This window comes from Mongoliitalea sp. (genome assembly GCF_054166905.1).
Genome location: NZ_JBSZCK010000028.1, coordinates 58,582 through 82,082, shown reverse-complemented (window position 1 = coordinate 82,082; position 23,501 = coordinate 58,582). Strand labels below are relative to the sequence as shown.

Here is a 23,501-nt window from a genome sequence, read left to right as displayed (position 1 = left end):
TTCAAATTTCTCATATTCTTTTGATGACATCTGATTTTTCTGCCGATGATGGAGTAAAACCTAACCTCTTACTTGTATGAAAAAAAATATAATTGTTGGTCTTTTGCTGATGTTGGTAGGTGTGGGAATCCTTATGTATACTTTTCTGGGCTCTCATGTCCAGGGAAATCTGAAGATCAAAGTCGAAACAGCTCCTTATATCATGCCTGCAGCACATCAGGTGTATGCAAATGAAGAAGCTCTGAATGGCAAGTATTACCTTTTCAAAGTTTTGTTGACAAACGCAGGGGTCGGGACTTTGGAAGGTGTAAAGGTCCGTTACCGAGTACCAGGTTTCATCGATTGGACGGATTTGGAGACGATCGGTGAAATGATTCCCGGACAGACAGCCTCGGTAGTATGTTATCCTAAGTTTGATGAAAAAATTACGGAGAAAATGACAGAATCCATGGAGCGGGCTGAAATTCAAATAGACTGGGAAGGTGCGACTAGCAAGGATAAAGTAGAAGAGTCTTTTGCTTTCAAAATAGTAGACCGCAATACCTACATGTTTACATCAGTACCTCAATCAGAAATTGCTTCATGGGCTGATATATATGACAATGATGCTTTATTGGCATGTTTTGTTACACCGAATGATCCTATTGTAAAATATTATACGCAGACTGTTCAGGAGAAAATTTTGAAAGGAGATGCTGCCGGAGTAAGTAAAGACCCTAAAGATGCTGTTCGTTTTATGACAGGGATATACGAGGCTACTTTAATGTCTCATATGGTGTATAGCGGTACTAAAATGATTCCTGAAAACTTGAATGATTATTCCAAACTTTCTCAACATAACCGACTTCCTCGGGAAGTTATAACAGGGAATACGGGTTTGTGCCTAGAGCTTAGTTTGCTTTATGCGAGTATGATGTCAGCGGGAGGATTGGAGCCTGTTATCTATTTGGTTCCAGGACATGCCTATCCTGGTTTTCGGATGAACGGTCAGTATTATGCCATAGAAGCGACAGGTATTGGAGGTGAGGGATTAGGGAAAATATTTTCTGCCGAAGAAGCATTAGAACAAGGCATGAAGCAGTTAGAGGAGTTTTTTCAAAAAACTATGCAAGGAGATCCTCGGTACACCATTGTAGATATACATCAATTAAACATGGCCGGTGTGACACCAATGAGTTTGAAAGATGATGAGTTTTTGCGGCAAAAAGTGGATAAAATCGCTGATAATTTTTCTCCTCAGCAACAAATTAACGCTCCTCAGGCTCCTCAGCAGCGTCAATTAGCCTCTGCAAACACTAGCACTAATTCTACAGCACCTACTTATCCCACAGAAACCATCCGACCTGAATCTAGTAGTAGTTCGAGTAGTTTGATGGTCACGATTCCTAATGGTTGGAATCAATATGACCCCAGTATGTCGGGCTTGAGTAGCCTGATGAGCTACTATGCCTCACCAGATGGCTTGATATCTATTAGCAAATTTGTTTTGCCTGCCTCCAACTTGAGAGATGCCATGAACATACTGACTGCTCAGATAGGTAATCTCGGCGGGGTTGTCAATTATCAAAGTGATGCACAGGGTCAAATTTCTGGTGTGACCACTGATATGAATGGGAATTTTATGTGGTTTGCCAAATCACGAAGAACCAATGCTGGTTTTGAGATCATTACTGTTGGTTCACCTGAATATGCATTTGCCCAACAACAAAATACGCTTACATCAATCTTTAATTCTATCCGATGAAAACGAAGCAATCTCTCCTGATAATTTTATTCATGTTGAGCAGTTTACAGCTATTCGCTCAAACAGCTATCAATCAACATATCAATATGAAAGTAGATGAGCGCGGAAATGCTGCTATGCTCATTCAGCAAAAAATGACGGCGTCTCAATGGCAGCAGTGGTTGGCAACCGCAGGTACCAACCCCAATGCTTTGAAGCGGGAAATCCAAAAGGGCATGCCTGGTTTTTTCTTGGATGATTTTAAATTGGAAAGAAATGATATGGAGCGTTCTTTTGAACTCTCTCTTACTGCTTATGGTGTCACCAAAGTGGACAAACGAGGCCGAAGAATTTTGGAGACAGGGGAAAAAGATATCAACCTCACAAAAATCGGAGAAAAGCAATACATGTTTGTCAACAGTCCTATGGAGTTTGGAGGTCAGATACAGCAGACGACGGTAGTAGATTTTCCTCCATCTGCTCACACGATAGAAATAGATAAGGATGCTTATGGCAAAACGATTTTTACGTATCAAATTGAGGACCCTTCCAAAAGTTTGGATTGGCGCTACCTTTTTGGTGGATTGATGATGCTTGCAGGAGTTGCTTCCATGGTGTTTTTTAAATCCGAAGCCTCTTGAAAAAGATTAAAATAGGGTGACAATGTAAGTCAACAGCGTAGAACTCCGCTAAGTAATTCAGGAAACTATGGAAAAGGGGTCATAAGACTCAGCCATCCGACATTGGGTCAAGCATTTTGGCATGATGGGTTTTGGGTAGGGTCTCAGTCACTGACCATTTCTTTGCCTAACAACATCTGTGTCAGTGTAGTGATGAATTCAGGGTACGCAGAAAACTATAACCTATCACTTAATACCATCGCAGCTCAAATTTTTGAAACTATGGCTTCTACAACAATCACTTATCAGGACATTGATCAATTTTAAAATCCCTTGATGACATTTCCTGTTTTTTCCGATGAAAAAGAAAAACGGGAATGTAAAAGCATCTTATAGATTGGTCAAAATATCAATAGGTTGTATATTACTGCATCAAATAAAAAGATGCAGTCCTACACTTTTGAGAAATATAGCCAACAGGAAATCATCCAAGGGATCAAAAGTAATGATCCAACGATTCTGAGGGTGTTCTATACCAGTCAATACAAAAAAATAGAACACTATGTATTGGCAAATAAAGGCACATCAGATGATGCTAAGGATATCTATCAGGAAGCATTTGTAGTCCTATGGAAGAAGGTCAAATCGGATCAGTTTCAACCCGAAAATGGAACAGCCATAGCAGGGTTTCTATATCAGATTGCAAAGAATAAATGGCTTGATAAACTGAGAGCTAACAAAAACAATTCGATTGTAGAGATACATCCGAATCTAGCTATAGAAGACAGCCTAACTGATGATTTTCAAGAGGGACAGCATCAATGGATTGTTCATGAGTTTGAGAATTTGGGTCAAACCTGCAAAGAAGTATTGAAGCGCTTCTATTTTCTAAAGGAATCCATGGAACAGATAGCTTCAGTATTTAATTGGACCAGCGCAACCGCGCGCAATAATAAATATCGGTGCATACAGCAACTAAAGGAAAAGTGGAAAACTATCACCAATAAGCAACTTGAATAAGCAACATCACATATCACAAGAGCAGTTTGAGCAAATTGAAAATTATATCCTAGGTAAGTTAACTGAACAGGAAAAGGAATCATTTGAAATTGCTTTGCAGACTGACCCCAGCCTCCAGGACAAGGTTCAAGAGGTCAAAGGATTGATGGAGGCGCTAGAGGAGGCTGGATTGAGGGCTTCCATGGAAGAGTTTCATCAGGTGTTTGATACGGAGTTAGCGCTAGATAAGCCGGTAAAAAGATTGAATCCATGGTTTGGGGTGGCAGCGGCAGTAATCACACTGCTAATTTTAGCTGGAGTCTGGGTTTTAATTCCCACCTCAACAATTTATGAAGACCTATTTGAATCCTACTATGTAGAGGACCCTGGATTGATCACAGCCATGAGTTCTGAAAGCGATTACGAGTTTGATAGAGCCATGGTGGATTACAAGTCTGGAAATTTTAAGGATGCAGTGACCCGTTGGCAACAAATTCTTGAGTTAAAGCCTGAAAATGATACTTTGAACTATTTCTTAGGCGCTGCTCACTTAGCATTGAATGAAACGGGTACAGCGTTGGATTATTTTGAAAAGGTAAGTCAGTTACCGCAGGGAAGGTTTACAAATGACACTTTTTGGTATTTGGCTTTGGTTTATTTGAAGCAGGGAAAAGTGGAAGCTGCCAAAATGAGCTTGGAAAAAACAGAGCATCCTCAGAAAGGTCAATTACTTGAAACTTTGCAGGAAAAATGAAACGTTTGCTGCTCTTCATCTGTGCGATTGTTTGTATGGGCTATCAATCGGTTGATTCTGTAGATGTACAGATTGCAGCAATTCAGTCTCAGCTATCTGATAATAATGTGAGGCAGGCGCAGCTACTGTTTGATCAATACACGCAGGCTCTTAAAGCCAAAAAAGATTACCTCAATCTCTCTTATTTTATTCCTTACGCTGGCTATATCGCTGAAAAAAAAGGATCCTCTGTAGATGGACTTGAAGCAGCTGAGAGTTTGCTTCAACACATTGTGGATAACTCTTCCTCTTCGAGAGATCATAGACAAGCCCATCTTGAAATCCATACATATTTTATTGCTGTAGGTAAGACACAGGCAGCTTATGATGCAAATCTACGTGCATTGGAATATACCTATCAAATGCCAGATTACCGAGGAGAGGAATGGGGCTTGATTGAACGAAATTTGGGAGTAATTGCGACCTCTATGGGCTCTCCTGATAGAGCTAAAGAGCACACACTTCGAGCATGGCAGGCCTTCGAATCAGACCCTAGAACCTCGGAAGAAAGTAAATTCAACCTGCTCAACGATTTAGGCGTCCGCTATTGGTATGAAGCACAATGGGATTCAGCAGAATATTTTTGGTTGGAAGGAATCAAAATGCTGGAAACTATGAGTCCTACCCTTACTAATCAATACTACAGAAAAGCAATGATTCAAGGAAATTTAGCGGCTGTATATGATGTAAAAGGAAATCCTCAAGAAAGTATCAGAAGGGTTAATGATGCGTTGGACTTAAATAAATATTTTCTAGAACACGGCAAAGGTGACCCGAAATGGAATCGGGCTTTTTTAACTATGTTTTACAATTCTGCTAACCTTGCAGCCGTACACAAGAGTGTTGGAAACTATCAAAAGGCATTACAATTACACGAATATACCCTACGCGAAAAGCAAAAGCATTTTGAGCAAGGACATCCGGAAGTTGTGGAAACATTGATTCATGTCGGCCAGGCACATAATTTGCTCAAAAATTTTAATCAAGCGGAAAAATATTTATTAGAAGCCATTCAATGGTTGTCCAAGATGGAGGGAGGCTTTTACATCCAAGCAGCGGATGCGCACAGTTCCTTGGCAAGAGTATATGAGGGAAAACAAGCTATAGATCTTGCCAAAAAGCAGTATTTGTTGGCCAATGAATTCTACCAAAAGGGATTGAGCGATAAGGCCGATTATGTATATTTAGAGTTTTTAGGAAATGCAGCCCGATTTTTCTCTCTGCATGGTGAACCTGAGACGGCAAAGGCCCTAGCTCAAAAAGGGCTTTCCTACGTGCAAGGAATCAAAGGCCAAAACACAGTGGCAGGATTTTCTCAACTTGTGCAGACTGGTGAGGTGTATTTTAATCTCAAGGATTACCAAAAGGCAAAAGCCTTTGCGGATGAGAGTTTGGAAGTATTTCAAAGCTTAATCCAACAGACCAAAGGAAATTTGGACTCAGTCAGAGTGGAATTTGATAAGCCTTATGCTATTTTGATACAGGTGAAATCCTCCTACTACCTCAATCAGGTCAAAAGTGTTTCTTTTCTCCAAGCTAGTCTGGCTGAACTTTCCGAAGCACAAGCCTCTTTGGAACGAAGAAAAAATACACTCAATAATTCAGAAGATATTTCTGTCTTGCAAAGTCAAAGTCAGGAACTGTTAGCTTTCATCAAAAAACTTCAATTGGAGCTGTATGAAAAAACCGGCAATGAGGAATATTTAAATGCCTTGTTGGCGGTGCAAGAATCAGAAGTATATGCAAAAATTCGTGCTCAAGTGAATCAGGTTGGGCTCGTGGCATTTAAAGGTGTTCCAAAACAGGTATTTGATCAAGAAGCACGGCTGAAGGCTAGCTTGAGAGATGAATTGGAAGAGTCCAGGTCCTTGTCAGACTTTTTGAGGCTCTCATCGGAATGGGAGTCTTTTATACAACTTTTGAGGGAACGTTATCCCGATTATTATCAAGCACGCTATGCCAATGTGCGGCAGCAGGCAATTCAGGTGCCCGTAGACTTGCAAGCTATCCGTTATTTTTTTGTGGAGGATCAATTGTTTGCCATGGTATTAAGTCAAGGGTCAATGAACTTGTACCCCTTGGCATTTAAATCCTCTTTGATTGAACAACTGTCGGAGAACTGGAATGAAATGAAAGTAGTCTGTGCCTTTAGCCATGAGCTGTACAAACAGCTTTGGGAGCCATTTGCACATGAATTGACCCAAGAAAGAGTACTGATTATCCCAGATGGAATTTTATTCAATTTGAGTTTTGATATGCTTCTGACTGAAAAAACGGATGATTATCAAGATTTTGCAAAGAAAAGTTTATTGGCTAAACACGATATTTATTATAACTTCAGTCTTTTACTGAACCAGCAAAAAACCCAGCATCAAATAGCCTCCAATTACATTGCATTTGCTCCCGGTTTTGTAGACCATATGAAGGAGCGCTATCGTAGATTTTTAAAGGATACTACTCAAGTTGACAAGGCCTATCTTTCCTTGTTACCACAGCCTTTTACGCTGAGTCTTGCACAAAGTGCGAGTAAGACTTTGGGCGGTAAGCATTACGTCTTGGATGAATCTACTCCCTCCGTATTTAAGGAAAAAGCAGGGAATCATAAGATCATTCATATAGGCACACATGCTGAATCCAATAACCTGACCCCAGCATTTTCCCGACTGATCTTTGCCAAGTCTAATCAAGATGGTTTGATTTTGGAAGACAATTCTATCTACGCTTACGAAATTTACAATACTGATTTACGTGCTAAACTGGCTATTCTTACTGCTTGTGAGACAGGCAAGCCCGTATTTCAGCCTGGTGAAGGCATGATTTCCTTAAGTCATGCATTTACCTATGCAGGCAGTGAAAGCTTATTGACTAGTTTGTGGAAAATTGATGAAAAAGCCAGTAATCAGATTACTGAAATCTTCCTTCAGTATATCAAAGAAGGTTTACCCAAAGATCGAGCACTCCGTCTGGCCAAATTGCAATATCTTGAATCGGCCCATGGACGTACGCTTTCACCTCAATATTGGGCGGGTTTGATTTTGATCGGGGATCCTGAACCGATAGATGGGTTGGGAAATTATTCTACTTGGGTCTTTTGGATATTGGTGGGTGTGGGCTTTATGTTTTTTTCGATTTACTTTTTTTCCAAAAGATTGATATCGAAAAAATAATTCGAAAAACTCGATGACATCAGACTAATTTTTCAATGTATGGATAAATATCCACTTCATTTAATCTTTGTTCACTATGAAAAAATTCCAAAAGACCACCCTCTTTGTACTGTTTATGTTATTCATTGCTTGTCAAGAAACTGAAGAACCAGACAAGATTGATGAGCTTCAGTTTATTGTTGACTATAAGTTGGTGCAGCCAGCAGAGTTAATGTCTGACGGTTGGTACGTTTCCAATCCTTACTATGAAGCCACATTCCAACATCGAGAAAATGTGCAACAATATGAGTTTCGTAATATGAGAGAAGATGGAAGCAAATCAGATGTATTTGTAAGGAGACCAAATCAGCTTTTAATTGAAAACGATATCGTAAATCATAGAGTAATTATTGGGTCGCCTAATATTGGGATAGCTGTTTCAGAAGCTGTAAAAAATCAAATGTTGGCAGAGTTTCAAGCGCTTATTGATCGAGTTGCTGGACAATACCATAAACTTGAAGTCACAGTAATTCCCACCCCGACACCCTAATTGATACTAACATGTGGCTCACTTATTAAGTTAAATTTAGTCTGGCCAATTCACCGTTTTTTTCTCATCGTTATTTGTTGCTTCCATATAGATCGGTTTTTTTCATTTTTTTTTGATGACATTTTAATTAAAACCAGATGTAAGGATATATCCAACCCTTATCCTCATGAAACCAAAGATTTACCTCCTCCTGTTTTTCGCCTTTTTTCTGGCTGTCAACTCCTGTAAAGATGTAGAAGAGCCTGAAGTTCCGCCGATTGTGGAAGAACCGATTGACGATGATCAAGATCCTCAACCAGAGCCTGACCCTAGCATTCCCAGATTGTCTGTTTCGGTTAAACTTCCAGCAAACAGCACACTTGACCTTGGAAAAATGAGTTTGGTGACAGGCTTTACAGGGATGCCGGTCACCTCGGACGGTACTTCGGATGCAGTCATACCCAGCGGGATGACTCGGATAGCTTATCTGGTGGATGAAGCAGAGGAAGTGCTTTTGATGGGTTTTGTAAATTCCAGTCAAAAAGAAGTTTCAGCAGCGAGTACTGCCGAGGTGTTAGCCTATTTTTCCTCAGACCTTGTTTTTGGTCCTGCAGAACTGGATGAGAAAGTTTTCGGCAACTTTGATCAACTTCCAGGTTTTCCGGAGTTTTCCGAAGCGGTACAGGCAAGGATTTTACAGAGTCCAACATTATTAAAAGGTGCCCAACTTCAAGGAGACTTGGTGAAGTTTTACGAAGGATTGGGTCAGTTGGGAGATGAAATCGATATTCGTGCAAGACAGGTCAACGTTTCGCCAACGGGAGTTCAGAGCGGGATACAGATTTACGATATAGATTTTCAGAATATAGAAGTCAAGAACCGCTTTCGAAGGAGAACCCATGCATTTTTGTACAAGACTGCATTCAAGAATAAAGAGGGGAATGAGACTGTACTCTTACCAAGCATAGGAGGCGGAGAACAGGCCAAGAAAGAGTTTTCCATTGTTCCCACCTTGGCAGTACAGAGTTTTTTGGGAGTATTGACAGATTGGGTTTCGGGGAGTGGGATGGAGTTTGTGGAGACGGTTTCGGATCCTGTAAATATTCCATTGGCTGAAAATGAATCAGAGGCTACGTATCGGTTGAGAATCATTGGTCCTGGAATCATGGACTACCCCAATGGCCCGGTTAGGATGACCAATGCTGAAAAGTCAAAATGGAACCGTCTGATGTTGGAGACCTTTACGCTTGATTTTTTGTTGCCGGTCATGTCGGCAGCGATTGGCTATGAAACCAAAAAGGGAGAGAAACCATTCCGCCAGAATTTTGAAGGTTTTGTGAAGGCAGCAGAAGAACTTATTGCAGCAGAACCGGCAATAAGTGAATTTATTGAGAAGGGGGAGTTTAAGGTAGCCCTAAAAGAGTTTTTATGGACGATGTACGATTCTAAGAGGGGGGATTGGCAAGACTTGGTAAAAGCATTCATGTCAGGTGTAGCCAAAACACAAGATCCAGGTGCTTTTGTAGATTCTCCGACTCAGGTCAATGAAAAGACCAATCAGGCTTTGCGGTTGATGAATGTAGTCGATAATGTGATTTTGGCGACAGATGTGGCCCGCTTCACGTATCATATTGTTCGATCCAATTCATTGGAAGAGTTTAAGGTAGTCTCAAGACAGCATGATATCAAGCTATCACCCAATCAAGCCTCAGTAACTGTGTTTACCAACCAGGACTTTACCGTGGAGACAAAAACGGAGTTGGGAGACGGCCAGGCATTTCTCTACAAATGGTCCACCTCTGGAACTTACGGAAATATCAGAGACAACTTAGGAAATAATGGAAAATCATTTGAAAATGGTCAAAAGACGGTGACCTATCGAGCGGAGGGATCCAATATTCCTGATGGCGCAACTGAAACGATCACAGTGCAAGCTTTTGTAAAGCAAGGGCCAAACGAGACCAAGATCGGAGAAGCCACTGCGACAGTTTCGGTAAAACCTGCCCGACTAGAAATAAAGCCAGATGGGGTTACTTTAGTCGGTAAAGAAAAGCAAAAACTTGCCTTATATATTGAATGGGCAAATGGAGATGCATTTGAAAATGCCAGTAGTTTTGATTACAAATACGAATGGTCCACTCCCGGACGGTATGGGAAATTTGATGGGAGCATGACCAATGCCACGACCAGAAATCCGAGAATTATTTATCAAGCGTTGGATGAGGATGTAGAAAAAGCAGAAGAAAACCTGAAGGTTGATGTTTACATGAGAAGAAAGGATGGAGGTGAATGGTTCAAATACCATACTGCTGAAGGTAAAGTCAAAATCGAAAATGATGACAATTATAAAATCCTACAAATCCCTTTGACTGTATTCACATCCAAAAGTGCTACAAGTCAACATGGAGGAGGAAGCAACTTTCTTCATGCAAGTTTTCCGCAAGATGAAAACTATGAAAAATTCACTGCTAGATTTTATGGATATAAAAAATCCACAATTCCGGTTTCAGAAGGTAGAACTTTTTCATGGAAAGCAGAAAATGGTCCTCCAAATAGAATTAATTTGAATAGACAATTATCTGCGTCTTGGTACATTGATAAAATGCCTGATAATGTAATTGGTATATATTACCTTCATAACGGTGCAGCTTCTGCTGAAAACATGGTAAGGGGGGCGGCTGCGCTACAGGAATTTGGTGGCATGGTAGAAGTTAAAATCAAATTGAAGAAATAGGTGTGTATTTTCAGAATCATCCAAAACCCGAAGGAAAAATCCTTCGGGTTTTTTGATGACATTTTTTCAAATATTCGATGTGAATACATAACATCAACCCTTTACAAACATGAAACTGAAATCTACCCTGCTAATTTTCCTGATGGCATTTTTGGCGATGATTGCCTGCAAAGATGTGGAAGAACCCGGAACAACGCCTATTACAGAAAACCCGGACCCAGGCCCTCAACCGCAAAATCCAGTCAACCTGCCTACCTTGGAAATTACGGTACTCTTTCCGGAAGGGGTCAACCCCGACCTTAGCGGGTCAAAAGTCATAGGTGGATTGAAAGAATTTCCTTTAGTAGGGAACTCTTCCAAGGTTTTTGTTACCCAGGGAAAAAGCCAGCTGGCCTTTCTTCAGGACAAGGACGACAATATAATTTTACTGGGTTTTATCAGCGACAAAAACAAAACGCTAAGCATACAGTCTTCAGCAGAAGCCTTGGCCTTCATAGGCCTCGGTGGCTTTACCCTTCCTTCATCTGTTAAGGAAAAATACCCCGATGAGGCAGCAAGTCTTCCGGGAATGGATGAGTTCAAAAAGAAATTGGCTGAGCTTTATGTAAGCGATCACAAGCTATTTGAGACTGAAAGGTATCTGCCGTCTTTGGAAGACTTTGTAAAACCCTTCTATGAAAAGGGGGAGGAAATAGACATTAGAGCCAGACAGATCAATGTAAGCCCAACAGGGTACAAAAGCGGGATACAGGTTTTTGAAAATGATTTCCAGTCGGTAATGATCAGAAACCAATACCTGCGTGTGGCCTATGCTTATTTGTACAAGCTTTCTTTCAAGGACAAAGAAGGCACGAAAACAGAATTGATCAAATCCAACAGCTTCAATCCATCGCAGAGCCCCGCCATATTCAGTGAAAAGGCAATAGATGCAGCCAATAAATCCGGAGGGACCATGGGAGTACTGACAGATCACCTGGCAGGTAACGGTTTGGAAGTTTTCATGAAGGAGACCGGGCCTGTGTCCATTCCACTGGGAGCGAATGAATCCGAAGCTGAATATGCAGTGAGGATAGTAGGCCCTACTTTCAATAACTTTGAACAAAGTAGAATGACCACGACGGAGTTGGAAAAGTACAAGGAGCTCGCCTTGGAGACATTTTTCAAAGAAGCTTTGCTACCTGCAGTCACATTCATCATCAATAAAAACCTAAAGGTAGAAGGAGATGATGCTTGGCCTATGGACCTGATGAATTCAATAACGACAACATTCATAAAGGAATACCCTGAAATCCTGGCCAAAGTCGAGGAGGGAAAGTATAGGGATGCCTTGAAACAGACATTGGAAGAGTTGATCTTCAATCCGACAAAAGATGCGGTTGCAGGCCAGCTCAGTGGAAAATTGATGGATATGATTTATTCCAAATATGCCAAAGAACCTGAGTTTGGCAACTTTTATGACGACAGGGAACTACAGACCAAGAGGAACATTGCCAAGTTTCAGAAAGCCTTTGAACTGATAGAGGCCGCGCTGACAGCGTGGGACGCAGGAAGAATGATCGCCCATCTTACCAACGCCTTGCCCATAGAGCAGTTTTTGGTAACCGCACGGGAACATGACATTAAATTATTGCCCGAAGAAACATCCGTTACAGTTTTCACCAACAAACAATTTACCGTGGAGACCAAAACCGAACTCAGCGCCGGACAGGCTTTTCTTTATAAATGGTCCACTACCGGAACTTACGGAAATATCCGGGACAACTTGGGTAACAACGGGAAGTCATTCGAAAATGGGCAGAAGACAGTGACTTATAGAGCGGAGGGATCTAATATTCCCGATGGTGCAGTAGAATCCATCAAAGTGGAGGCTTTTGTGAAGCAAGGGCCAAATGAGACCAAGATCGGAGAAGCAACAGCCACAGTTTCGGTAAAACCTGCCCGATTAGAAATAAAGCCTGATGGGGTTACTTTAGTCGGTAAAGAAAAGCAAAAACTTGCCTTATATATTGAATGGGCAAATGGAGATGCATTTGAAAATGCCAGTAGTTTTGATTACAAATACGAATGGTCCACTCCTGGTCTTTATGGGAAGTTTGATGGTAGCATGACCAATGCTACGACCAGAAATCCGAGAATCATTTATCAAGCATTGGATGAGGATGTAGAAAAAGCAGAAGAAAACCTGAAGGTTGATGTTTACATGAGAAGAAAGGATGGAGGTGAATGGTTCAAATACCATACTGCTGAAGGTAAAGTCAAAATCGAAAATGATGACAATTATAAAATTATCCACATCCCCTTTACTCCAATCACCTATTTAAGAACCCCAAAACCCTATACAGCACAAGGAGGGTCTCAGGGAATCAGTGTGGGATATAGTGTATGGCATACAGCAGTGTTTGCAAAAGAGGACAATCATGAATCCTATACCGTTAAAACCTATGGGTTCAAAAGACAATTATCTTGGCTGTTTAGGACCTTTACTTGGAATGCAAATGGTACTCATGCTAACCTAATTGGGCAATATATCAATGGGTCTGATACTTGGGAAGGAACATTTCCTGAAGATCAGATTGGCGTATTTATAACAAGAGCGGTATTGGATTGTAATCAATGTGATTTCAGTGACAGGCTTGCACAAACTGTAGCCGATTACAACTCATACGGTGGAATGGCTGAAATCAAAATCAAGCTCAAAAAGTAAATGCTTTTCAATTCACATTGAACCCGAAGGATTTTCTTTCGGGTTTTTTGATGATAATTGAGCGAAAACCAAATGTAAGGATATATCTACCCTCACGAATATGAATCCTTGAGTTTGGAATGATCTTTGCACCTGTATAAGTGAAATTTATTTTAAACTTAAAACAAAATTGTTATGTCTTTAGAACTGAAAATCAAAGGGAATTGGAACGAAATGAAGGGAAAGTTAAAAGAAAAGTATGCGGACTTAACGGATGATGATTTGATGTACGCAGAAGGTCAGGAAGATCAACTCTTAGGGAAACTACAACAAAAAACAGGTGCAGCCAAGGAAGAGCTGTCCAAGTTTTTGTTTGGAAAAGAAGAGGAATAATTAGCATAAGCTTTCATAAATATTGTGTACAAGCCGGGTTTTGCCCGGCTTTTTCCATTTATATAGGGATGCCAAGCATCTAAATAAATGAGAATTTAGAATTTTTCAGATTGTTGTATATTGAGGGCTAAACAGATTTCTATCGTTTATCATGAAGAAAATTTACAGAATAGGACTTTCGATTGCATGTTTTTGCTTTCTATCCTTGGGAATTGCTGAGGCGCAGCAGTCTCTAACTTACCAAACGCCCCCTAAAGAAATTGCAGACTTAGTGAATGCATCCCCCACCCCCTCCGTGAGTTTTAGTAGATCGGGGGAATTTATGTTGTTGTTAGAGCGCTCGGGCAATCCCTCTATTGAAGAGCTAGCTCAACCTGAATTGCGTCTCGCAGGTATTCGAATCAATCCTGCAACCAATGGGCCAAGCAGATCGGGTTCTTTTGAAAATGTTATTATCAAAAATACCCGTTCTGGTGAGGAAAAGCGCATTAGTGGATTGCCTGAAAACCCTAGATTGGGATCATTTTCACTGTCTAATGATGAAAAATACATTGCTTTAACCAATACGACCAATACTGGAATTTCCTTGTGGCTGGTTGACCTTTCTACCATGGAGGCTAAACAGCTTACACAAGAAAATGTGAATGGTGTAGGAGGGATAGATATGTCTTGGACACCTGACAACAAGATTGTATACCGTGCGATCAATCCTAGAAGAGGAAACTATCCGAAAGCACCTTTGGCTCCGGTAGGTCCTACCATTCAAGAGACGAGTGGAAATGCAGCTCCTTCCCGAACCTATCAAGATCTATTGACCAATGCATACGATGAGGATGTATTTGAGTATTTTATGAATTCTCAATTGATGTTATTGGACTTGAATGGTGCTACCACTCCTTTGGCTAATGCGGGTTTGATTTCCAACATGAACCTTTCTCCTGACGGTCAGTATATCCGCATCAATTATGTAAAAAAGCCATTTTCTTATCTAGTCCCTGTAAGTGCATTTCCTTATGACGTAGAAATCTGGGATATCAAAGGCAACAAGGTGACTACCATTGCTGAAATTCCATTGGCAGAGGTGAGACCAACTGGTTTCGATGCTGTATCTACAGGAAAGAGAGCAATCAGTTGGAGAGCAGATAAGCCTGCAACCTTGGTATGGGTAGAAGCACAGGATGGTGGTGATGGACGTGTAAAGATGGAAGACCGTGAAATCGTGTACACGCTGGATGCACCCTTCAATGCAGAGCCTACCGTATTAGCTAAAATCGGGTATCGATTTGGTGGTATCTTTTGGTCAGATGATAATTTTGCTTTGCTGAGTGAGCGTTGGTCTGCAACCCGTCAACAGCGAATCAGTTTGATCAACCCATCTAAACCAGGTCAAAAAGGTTCTGTTATTATTGAGCGTTCCTCCGATGATATTTACAATGATCCGGGTAGCCCTGTGTTTACGACCAATGATTATGGTAGAAGTGTATTGTTAAGAAAAGGAGATGATGTATTCATGACTTCCGAGGGTGGTTCTCCGGAAGGAAGCATGCCTTACCTTTCTGCATACAATGTCAAAACCAAAACAGAAAGAATCTTATGGAGGTCTCAGGCGCCATTTTATGAGCGTGTTACAAAGGTATTGAATGCTGATGCAACTGAATTTATTACATTGAAAGAAAGTACAGATATTCAACCGAACTACTGGTTGGTCAATACCAGAAGAAGAATTGCACCAAGACAAATCACAGAATTTGCCCATCCGTTTGAATCGATCAAAGGGATCAACAAGCAATTGGTAAAATATAAGAGAAATGATGGCTTGGATCTTTCTGCAATAGTATACACGCCAGAAGGATATGATGCTGCAAAAGATGGTCCTTTGCCGGTGGTGATGTGGGCTTATCCACGTGAGTACAAATCAGCGGCAGTTGCTGCCCAGGTAAGAGGCTCTCAATATACCTTTACCCGATTAAATTGGGGTTCACCGATTTATTGGGTGACTCAGGGTTATGCGATTATGGACCAAACCGAAATGCCAATTGTAGGCGAAGGGGATGACGAGCCCAATGATTTCTTCTTAGAGCAATTGGTGGCTAATGCTGAAGCTGCAATTGATTACATTGTAAGCACGGGTATTGGAGATAGAAATAGAATTGCAGTGGGAGGACACTCTTACGGTGCATTCATGACAGCTAATTTACTTTCCCATTCGAATTTATTCGCAGCTGGGATTGCTCGAAGTGGTGCTTATAACCGAACCCTGACTCCATTTGGATTCCAATATGAGCAGCGTACCATTTGGGAAGCTCCGGAGGTGTATAGCAACATGTCTCCATTTATGCATGCAAATAAAGTGAAAACTCCAATTTTATTGATTCATGGAGAGGCAGATAATAACTCAGGAACCTTCCCAATCCAATCTGAGCGTTACTACAATGCTTTGAAAGGACATGGAGCGACAACCCGTTTGGTGTTTTTACCGCATGAAAGCCATGGGTATGCTGCCAAAGAATCTATTTTGCATACCCTATGGGAGCAGCATGAGTGGTTGGAGAAATATGTGAAGAATAGACAATAAGAGATTAGATGCGAGAAGCGAGAGTTTAGACTTTTTTGATATATGTAAAATCCTAAGGATATCGCTTGATTTGGGAATCCATGTAATCAAGAAAAAGAGTATAGAGTCGAGTCGCTTGAAATTAGACCTTTGGGGTGCTGAGCCCTGAAGGTCTTTTTTATTGTTCAAAAAATAAAAAACCACCGATTGATTCAATCGGCGGTTAGTTTCGTTCACCCTTATGCAATTTTTTAACCGTAGGCTAAACCTTTTGGGTAATTGTAACATGGTATCCACGGGCCTTTGATTGTAATTTTAGCTTTTTAGTTGGTTTACTTGCAAATGTATTATAGCTTTACTAAAAACTTAAACAGTATGCGGTTTTCAAAATATGTATTGGGATTTTTAGGCGTCTTTTTGTTCGGATGCATGGACCGTCAGGATGATTCTTTGCCTCTCAATCAATTTAATCTTACCGTTGACGGTGTAACGGTTAGGCTTCCTGAAAGCGCAATAGTCGCCAATGAAAACTGTGAAAGTATATTTTTGAGTTTGGATTACCTCGATAAGGATAGAAAAGAATACAAGTTACGGTTAAACTTGACCAAGGAAGGTTATTTAAAGGAAGTATATTTCATAGGGAATGATTATTCGTTAAACAGTTCAAATCCAAAAATGTACTGGCCGCAAACCTTCAGCCCGGCTTCAACATTTGAGATTAAAAACTTTTCATACAATCCTCAACTAGGCACACTGGTTTTTGGATTCGAAGGAAGGCTTTTTGAAGAGTTTAATAATGCTGATTCCATTGAGCTAAATGCTGATATTTCTATAGAAAATCTTTCTACAATTCCTTGTAGTTTTGTTCCTAATCGAATGTATGTTCGCACAGATGATTTTTATTTTGTAAACATTAAAAATCATTGGAGCCAAAATGATAGTAAGGTACAGCATCATTGGTTCCATTCAAATAATGGTTACCGCATTTTATTTAGAACTGCAGATAATATTTGGGATTATCCTATCGGTCGAATTACATTTTCCGATACCGATTTGTTGGATAAAGTTGCCTTACGAAAGTTTATTGGACCCTTTAGGGCAGATCAACGACCATTTGAAATAGAAGAAGAATGGCTCGAGTTTCAAACAAGCGGGACTTTCACAATTGATCGGAAGTTTTTGCTGAATGAAAGACAGGTAATTGAAGGAAGTATAGACTTCATAGCCATGAATCATGAAGGTGAAGTTATCCACAAAATTGAAGGTATGAGATTTCGTCTTGCCCGCTAGAGAATTTACATGCATAATCCCTATATCATAAATCTCTCACTTCAAGTGAAGCTTTAAGATGTAACTATGGGCTGTTAGATAGATGGCTTTTTCGTCTGTGGATAAGTCGCAATTAGAAGTAGCCTCTCCTGTCCTCAACCTTGCCAAAACAGTCCCATCTGCATCAAAAACCCATGCACCTCCAGGACCTGTGGCGAAAATCACTCCAGAACTGTGAACTTTCAGTCCATCAGGAAGTCCCTTGAAATCTGGTTTGCCTACATACTCACTTGCATCAAAAAATACGCTTCTATTGTGGATAAGTCCATCATCACTTACGTCGTAGCGATACCAAACCGCATGCTTAGGGTCCGAGTTAGCCACATACAGAACCTTCCCATCAGGACTAAAAGCTAGACCATTAGGTCTTGAAATGCTGTCCAAAAGAATTAATTCCCCAGATTTTTTGAAGCAATAGATTCCATGAAAGTTTAATTCTTTGTTGGGGTCAACTTCACCCAATTCCAGCCCATAAGGTGGGTCCGTGAAATATAAGTTTCCATCCTTGCCGTACACAGCATCATTGGGGCTATTAAGTCTCTTGTCATCAAAGTTATCCACAAGCGTTTCGAAGATGGGCTGTGGTGTTTGGATTGGACCGACCATGCGGGCCATCCTCCTATCCCCATGTTGACAAAGCACCAACTTTCCTTCAGGGTCAAGAAGCAGTCCATTGGAGCCAGTCTCCCCTCCTCTTACATCCGAACCTGTATAACCGGATGGATTCAGGTAGAGGCTTAATGCTCCCTTGTTGTCTATTTTGAAAATGGAGTTTTGGGGAATGTCGGAAAAAATCAGCGCTTGCTCACTTTCCATCCAAAGTGGACCTTCCGTCCAAGAGAAGCCTTCAGCGAGAATTTCAAATCTAGCTGTGCTGTCTACCAGTGCCAATGTACGATCATCGAAGATCTCAATAAAGGCATTTTCCTTTATTTGTTTTGGTGAAGTGGTGCAACCCACCATCAAAAGTGGAAGAACGATGATAAAAGGGATAATTCTGTGCATGTTCTGCTACTGTTTTCAACGAATTTAAATATTATTGTATAGAATCAGTCATCAACCGTTCATTTGATTGGTGATGGATAGGTATATTTTATTGTAATTGATGAATTCCCAAGCTCGGCACATTTGTTTTTTGGATATTGAAGTAGATCCACAAAGTGGAAAACTCTTAGACTTTGGTGCTATCCATGGAGATGGAAGTGCTTTTCATGGAAGTAATATCCACAAGTTCCAGGAGTTTGTAGGAAATCCAACCTTTGTCTGTGGACACAACATCCTAACACATGACCTTCCGTATCTTCAAAAAAAGGGTTTACATTTTACCCACGTAATCGATACACTCTACCTTTCTCCCTTACTTTTCCCACGCAAGCCCTATCACAAGCTTGTCAAGGACGACAAGCTTCAATCCGATAGTTTGAGTAATCCACTGAACGATGCCATCAAAGCGAAAGATTTATTCCACGATGAGGAAGGCGCTTTCCTGGCTTTAGATCCTGTGATGCAGACGATATTTTATGGGTTACTTCACCAAACGACTGCTTTCCGAGGATTTTTTCAATACATGGGATTCCACCTGTTGAACCAACCTTTGGAGGAACTTATCCACACTCATTTTCATGGGAAAATTTGCTCCCATGCTGCTATTGAGCACTTTACTCAGGATAAACCAATTGCCTTGGCCTATGCACTGGCCTTGATTCATGCCAACGATCGCCACAGCATCACCCCTCCTTGGGTACTTCAACAGTATCCGGATACTGATCGCCTGATGACCTTATTGAAGGGTAGGCCTTGTTTGCAAGGATGTCCCCATTGTGCCCAAGAGTTTGATATCCATGCAGGGCTCAAACGTGTGTTTGGTTTTGAGAAGTTTAGAACTTATGGTGAAGAACCTCTCCAAGAACAAGCTGTGCAAGCAGCTGTGAATGGAAAATCACTACTATGCATTTTCCCAACAGGTGGAGGAAAATCCATCACCTTTCAATTACCGGCTTTGATGGCAGGGGAACGGGAAAAAGCATTGACCCTTGTGATTTCACCCTTGCAATCCCTGATGAAAGATCAGGTGGATAACTTGGAGAAAATTGGCATCACCGAAGCGGTGACCATCAATGGACTACTCGACCCCATCGAACGTGCCAAATCATTTGAGCGGGTGGAAGAAGGTGCTGCCTCCTTGCTCTACATTTCTCCTGAATCACTCCGCTCCAAAAGCATTGAAAAAATACTGCTGGGAAGAAAAATCAATCGGGTAGTTATCGATGAGGCGCATTGCTTTTCTTCTTGGGGACAGGATTTTAGAATCGATTACTTGTACATAGCAGACTTTATTAAACGCTTGCAGGCGCTAAAGAATCTTGCGGAACCCATTCCTGTTTCCTGCTTCACGGCTACTGCCAAGCAAAAGGTCATAGAAGATATCCGAACATATTTTCGGGAGAAACTTGGCTTGCATTTGGAGCTTTTTCAATCGGGTGTTTCCCGTACCAACCTTCACTTTGAAGTGGTCGAGCGCAGCAAAGAGGAGGACAAGTATGGTGCTTTGCGTGATTTGTTGGAAGCCAAAGCCTGTCCAAGTATTGTGTATGTGTCTCGAACGCGCAAGGCCTTTGAACTATCCAAACGACTCAGTGCGGATGGCTTCCCAGCCAAAGCCTATCACGGCAAGATGGACAAAATGGAGAAAAGCCAAAATCAGGATGCTTTCATTGCCGGGGAAGTGAATATCATGGTAGCTACTTCTGCCTTTGGCATGGGTGTGGATAAAAAAGATGTTGGCTTGGTCGTCCATTATGAAATTTCAGATTCCTTGGAAAATTATGTTCAAGAAGCAGGGCGTGCAGGTCGGGATGAATCCATTGAAGCGGAATGTTTTGTGCTCTTTGATGAGGAGGATTTGAGCAAACACTTTATCCTGCTCAATCAGACCAAAATCACCCTCAAGGAAATTCAGCAAGTATGGAAAGCAGTTAAAAGCCTCACCAAATACCGCAGTCAGGTTTCCAATTCGGCCTTGGAAATTGCCCGACAAGCTGGTTGGGATGATTCTATTCGCGAAATAGAAACACGGGTGACCACGGCGATTGCAGCTTTGGAAGATGCGGGTTATCTCAAGAGAGGCCAAAATATGCCCAGAATTTTTGCCAGCAGCATTCAGGTTACCAATGCTCAGGATGCTATTGAACGCATTGAAAATTCCCCAAGGTTTTCTGTCCAACAAAAAGTTCAGGCAGTTAGAATCATCAAAAAGCTTTTTTCTTCTAAAAGCAGGCAAAAGAATGCTGCCGATGAGGCAGAAGCACGGATTGATTACATCGCAGATCATCTAGCCATGGTCAAAGAGGAGGTGATTGCGATCATTCACCTGTTGCGGGAAGAAGGAATTCTGGCAGACTCCAAAGACCTGCAAGCATTTGTGCGAAGGTCTGAATCCATGCAAAAGCCTATGGAACAGGTTGAAAGCCTTGCCTTGTTGGAAAATTTTATACTCAAACAACTGCAAACACAACCCAAGGATTTTCAAATCAAGAGTTTGAATGAAGCGTCCGCTTTGGAGGGCTTCAAGCAAATCACCCCTGCCAAAATTCGTTCGATTATCAACTATTGGGCGATCAAAAACTGGGTCCATAAAAAATATGCTGCCAATTCCAATAATCATGTATCACTGAAAGCCAATCAGCCGCTCGAGGACTTAAAAGAAAAATTTCATAAAAGACATGAGCTTGCCCGCTTCATAGTGGAATACCTCTTCCAAAAATCTGCTCAATCTCTACCTGATTTGCCCTTGTTTTCGGCCGAAGCTCCGGTAGATTTTTCAGTCTTGGAGTTGAAAGAGGCCTATGAGTCTGGTTCGGGACTTTTTCAACGTACTTGCAGTGCTGCGGAAGTAGAAGATGCTTTGTTTTACCTTTCCAGAATGGATGTGTTGAAAATTGAAGGTGGCTTTTTGGTCCTCTATAACCGGCTGACTATTGAGCGCATCAACAATGATAATAAGGTGCGCTACAAGCAAGAGGATTATCAGAAGTTGGAGCGATTTTATGAAAACAAGGTGCAGCAAATCCATATTGTTGGTGAATATGCCAAAAAGATGATTTCAGATTACAAGGACGCCTTGCAGTTTGTGGAGGATTACTTCCAAATGAACTATGGGGCATTTTTGAACAAGTACTTCAAAGGCAATCGCCAAAAAGAAATCAGCCGTAACATCACTCCCGCTAAGTTTAGGCAGCTTTTTGGTGAACTCTCACCCGCTCAATTGAAGATTATCAATGACCAGGATTCTAGGTACATCGTGGTTGCTGCTGGACCTGGTAGTGGAAAGACACGGATTTTGGTCCATAAGTTAGCGGCCTTGCTCTTGATGGAGGATGTAAAGCATGAGCAGTTATTGATGCTGACCTTTTCGAGGGCTGCAGCCACGGAGTTTAAAAAGCGTTTGATAGAGTTGATTGGCAATGCTGCGCTTTTTGTGGATATCATGACCTTTCATAGCTACAGTTTCAACCTCCTTGGCAAAGTTGGGAATTTGGAAAAGGCGGATGATGTGATTGCACAGGCTACGCAGATGATCAAAGACAATAAAGTGGAACCTAAGGATATCACCCGCACCGTGTTGGTGATTGATGAGGCACAGGACATTAGTGCGGAGGAGTTTGCGTTGATTGAGGCATTGATGGAGCAAAATGAAGACATGCGCGTCATTGCTGTGGGAGACGATGATCAGAATATCTATGAGTTTAGAGGCTCGAGTTCGGAATATTTGCAACGCTTCATTTCCGAAAAGAAGGCCATCAAGTATGAACTGGTGGAAAATTATAGAAGTCGGGCAAACTTGGTAACGTTTAGCAATCAATGGGCAGATACCATCACCCCACGGTTAAAAAGCATGCCTATTATACCGCATGACCCATCCATGGGAACTCTACGTTTGCATCAGCACCAAGGGAAACATTTGATGCATGCTTTGGTGGAGGAGATTGCCAAAGGAGAACTCAAAGGCAGTACAGGTCTTCTTTGCCGTACAAATGAGGAGGCATTGGCTTTGATGAGTAAGCTTTTACAAAAAAATGTTCCCGCCAAATTGATCCAAAGCAATGATCAGTTTCATTTGTTGCAGCTGTTTGAGCTCCGCTTTTTTATGAATTCACTCTCATTGGCACCCGGTCAGTTTACAATTCCGGAGGATAAATGGAAGCGATCCCGCATGCAGTTGGAAAATGCTTTTGGCAAAAGCTCCCAATGGGAATTGGTCCAACGGCTATTGAATGATTTTGAAATTATCTATCCCAAAACAAGATACCGGAGCGATTTGGAGGAGTTTATCCGTGAATCCAAGGTGGAGGATTTTGCAGGCCATGAACTGCGAACAGTGGTAGTGTCGACGATTCACAAGGCCAAAGGAAAGGAGTTTGATCAAGTGTATATGCTGCTGGCACAGACAGATTGTAGCCATGATCAGGATCGCCGTTTGCTCTATGTGGGGATGACTCGAGCAAAAAACCTGCTTTCCATTCATCACAGGGGAGCATATTTGGAAGCCATTACTGCTCCAAAAATGAAGAAAGTGATTCAAGCTCCTGTAGAGGAAGATTCCAACATGCTTGTTTTACAATTGGGTTTGAAAGATATCAACTTAGGATTTTGTGCATTTAAGCAAAAAGCCATTCATCAATTACGAACAGGGGATGTGTTGAAGGTGGATGGAATGGACTTTATGAATCAACAGGGTCAGGCTGTTCTTCGTTTTTCGCAGGCTTTCCAGCAGGTGTTGAAGGGTTTTGAAGAAAAGGGTTTTACTATTCAGGAGGCAACAGTCAATTGGTTGGTTTACTGGTACAATCCTGAGACTGAAAAAGACGTATTGGTGGTCTTGCCGGAGTTGGTGTTAACTAATTAGAGTTAATTTTTTTTGGTAAAATTTAAGCTCCCTTTCTTGGAAAATATTCTCATTTCAGGCAACTTACTTTATCGATGGCCTAAACTTTTATCC

The 23,501-nt window shown here is 41.4% G+C and carries 13 protein-coding genes; 12 read left to right on the top strand and 1 reads right to left on the bottom strand.

Annotated features, from left to right (window positions below; translation table 11 throughout):
* Nucleotides 1–76 precede the first annotated feature (76 nt).
* The 11 genes from ACXIUD_RS10695 to ACXIUD_RS10645 all read left to right on the top strand — a co-directional run bounded on the left by ACXIUD_RS10695 (nt 77) and on the right by ACXIUD_RS10645 (nt 17,464).
* On the top strand, nt 77–1,744 hold the full coding sequence (locus tag ACXIUD_RS10695) for a hypothetical protein (RefSeq protein ID WP_458052628.1): 1,668 nt from the start codon (nt 77–79) through the stop codon (nt 1,742–1,744).
* A complete protein-coding gene (locus ACXIUD_RS10690; RefSeq protein WP_458052627.1) occupies nt 1,741–2,364 on the top strand; it encodes a hypothetical protein in 624 nt (207 codons plus the stop codon). Before ACXIUD_RS10695 ends, ACXIUD_RS10690 begins: the two co-directional genes overlap by 4 nt.
* 423 nt (nt 2,365–2,787) lie before the next feature.
* Nucleotides 2,788–3,363: an RNA polymerase sigma factor gene (locus ACXIUD_RS10685; protein ID WP_458052626.1), complete on the top strand. Its 576-nt coding sequence runs from the start codon at nt 2,788–2,790 to the stop codon at nt 3,361–3,363.
* Nucleotides 3,356–4,096, top strand: coding sequence for a tetratricopeptide repeat protein (locus ACXIUD_RS10680; protein WP_458052625.1), 741 nt, complete (start codon nt 3,356–3,358; stop codon nt 4,094–4,096). Before ACXIUD_RS10685 ends, ACXIUD_RS10680 begins: the two co-directional genes overlap by 8 nt.
* The gene (locus tag ACXIUD_RS10675) at nt 4,093–7,302 is read left to right on the top strand and encodes a CHAT domain-containing protein (protein ID WP_458052624.1); all 3,210 of its coding nucleotides are present in this window, start codon (nt 4,093–4,095) and stop codon (nt 7,300–7,302) included. The genes ACXIUD_RS10680 and ACXIUD_RS10675 overlap by 4 nt, the downstream gene beginning before the upstream one ends.
* A gap of 76 nt (nt 7,303–7,378) precedes the next feature.
* Nucleotides 7,379–7,831: a hypothetical protein gene (locus ACXIUD_RS10670; protein WP_458052623.1), complete on the top strand. Its 453-nt coding sequence runs from the start codon at nt 7,379–7,381 to the stop codon at nt 7,829–7,831.
* A gap of 166 nt (nt 7,832–7,997) precedes the next feature.
* On the top strand, nt 7,998–10,544 hold the full coding sequence (locus tag ACXIUD_RS10665) for a hypothetical protein (RefSeq protein WP_458052622.1): 2,547 nt from the start codon (nt 7,998–8,000) through the stop codon (nt 10,542–10,544).
* Nucleotides 10,545–10,653: 109 nt separating this feature from the next.
* Entirely contained in the window at nt 10,654–13,248 is a 2,595-nt protein-coding gene (locus ACXIUD_RS10660; RefSeq protein ID WP_458052621.1) for a hypothetical protein, read from the top strand.
* A gap of 174 nt (nt 13,249–13,422) precedes the next feature.
* Nucleotides 13,423–13,620: a CsbD family protein gene (locus ACXIUD_RS10655; RefSeq protein ID WP_458052620.1), complete on the top strand. Its 198-nt coding sequence runs from the start codon at nt 13,423–13,425 to the stop codon at nt 13,618–13,620.
* Nucleotides 13,621–13,771: 151 nt separating this feature from the next.
* Nucleotides 13,772–16,195: a prolyl oligopeptidase family serine peptidase gene (locus tag ACXIUD_RS10650; RefSeq protein WP_458052619.1), complete on the top strand. Its 2,424-nt coding sequence runs from the start codon at nt 13,772–13,774 to the stop codon at nt 16,193–16,195.
* Between the two features lie 354 nt (nt 16,196–16,549).
* The gene (locus ACXIUD_RS10645; protein ID WP_458052618.1) at nt 16,550–17,464 is read left to right on the top strand and encodes a hypothetical protein; all 915 of its coding nucleotides are present in this window, start codon (nt 16,550–16,552) and stop codon (nt 17,462–17,464) included.
* Nucleotides 17,465–17,500: 36 nt separating this feature from the next.
* On the opposite strand, the gene ACXIUD_RS10640 is transcribed toward ACXIUD_RS10645, so the two are convergent.
* On the bottom strand, nt 17,501–18,508 hold the full coding sequence (locus ACXIUD_RS10640) for an SMP-30/gluconolactonase/LRE family protein (protein ID WP_458052617.1): 1,008 nt from the start codon (nt 18,506–18,508) through the stop codon (nt 17,501–17,503).
* Nucleotides 18,509–18,608: 100 nt separating this feature from the next.
* Here ACXIUD_RS10640 and ACXIUD_RS10635 point away from each other — a divergent pair, with 100 nt between their 5' ends.
* Nucleotides 18,609–23,408: a RecQ family ATP-dependent DNA helicase gene (locus tag ACXIUD_RS10635; protein ID WP_458052616.1), complete on the top strand. Its 4,800-nt coding sequence runs from the start codon at nt 18,609–18,611 to the stop codon at nt 23,406–23,408.
* Nucleotides 23,409–23,501 lie beyond the last annotated feature (93 nt).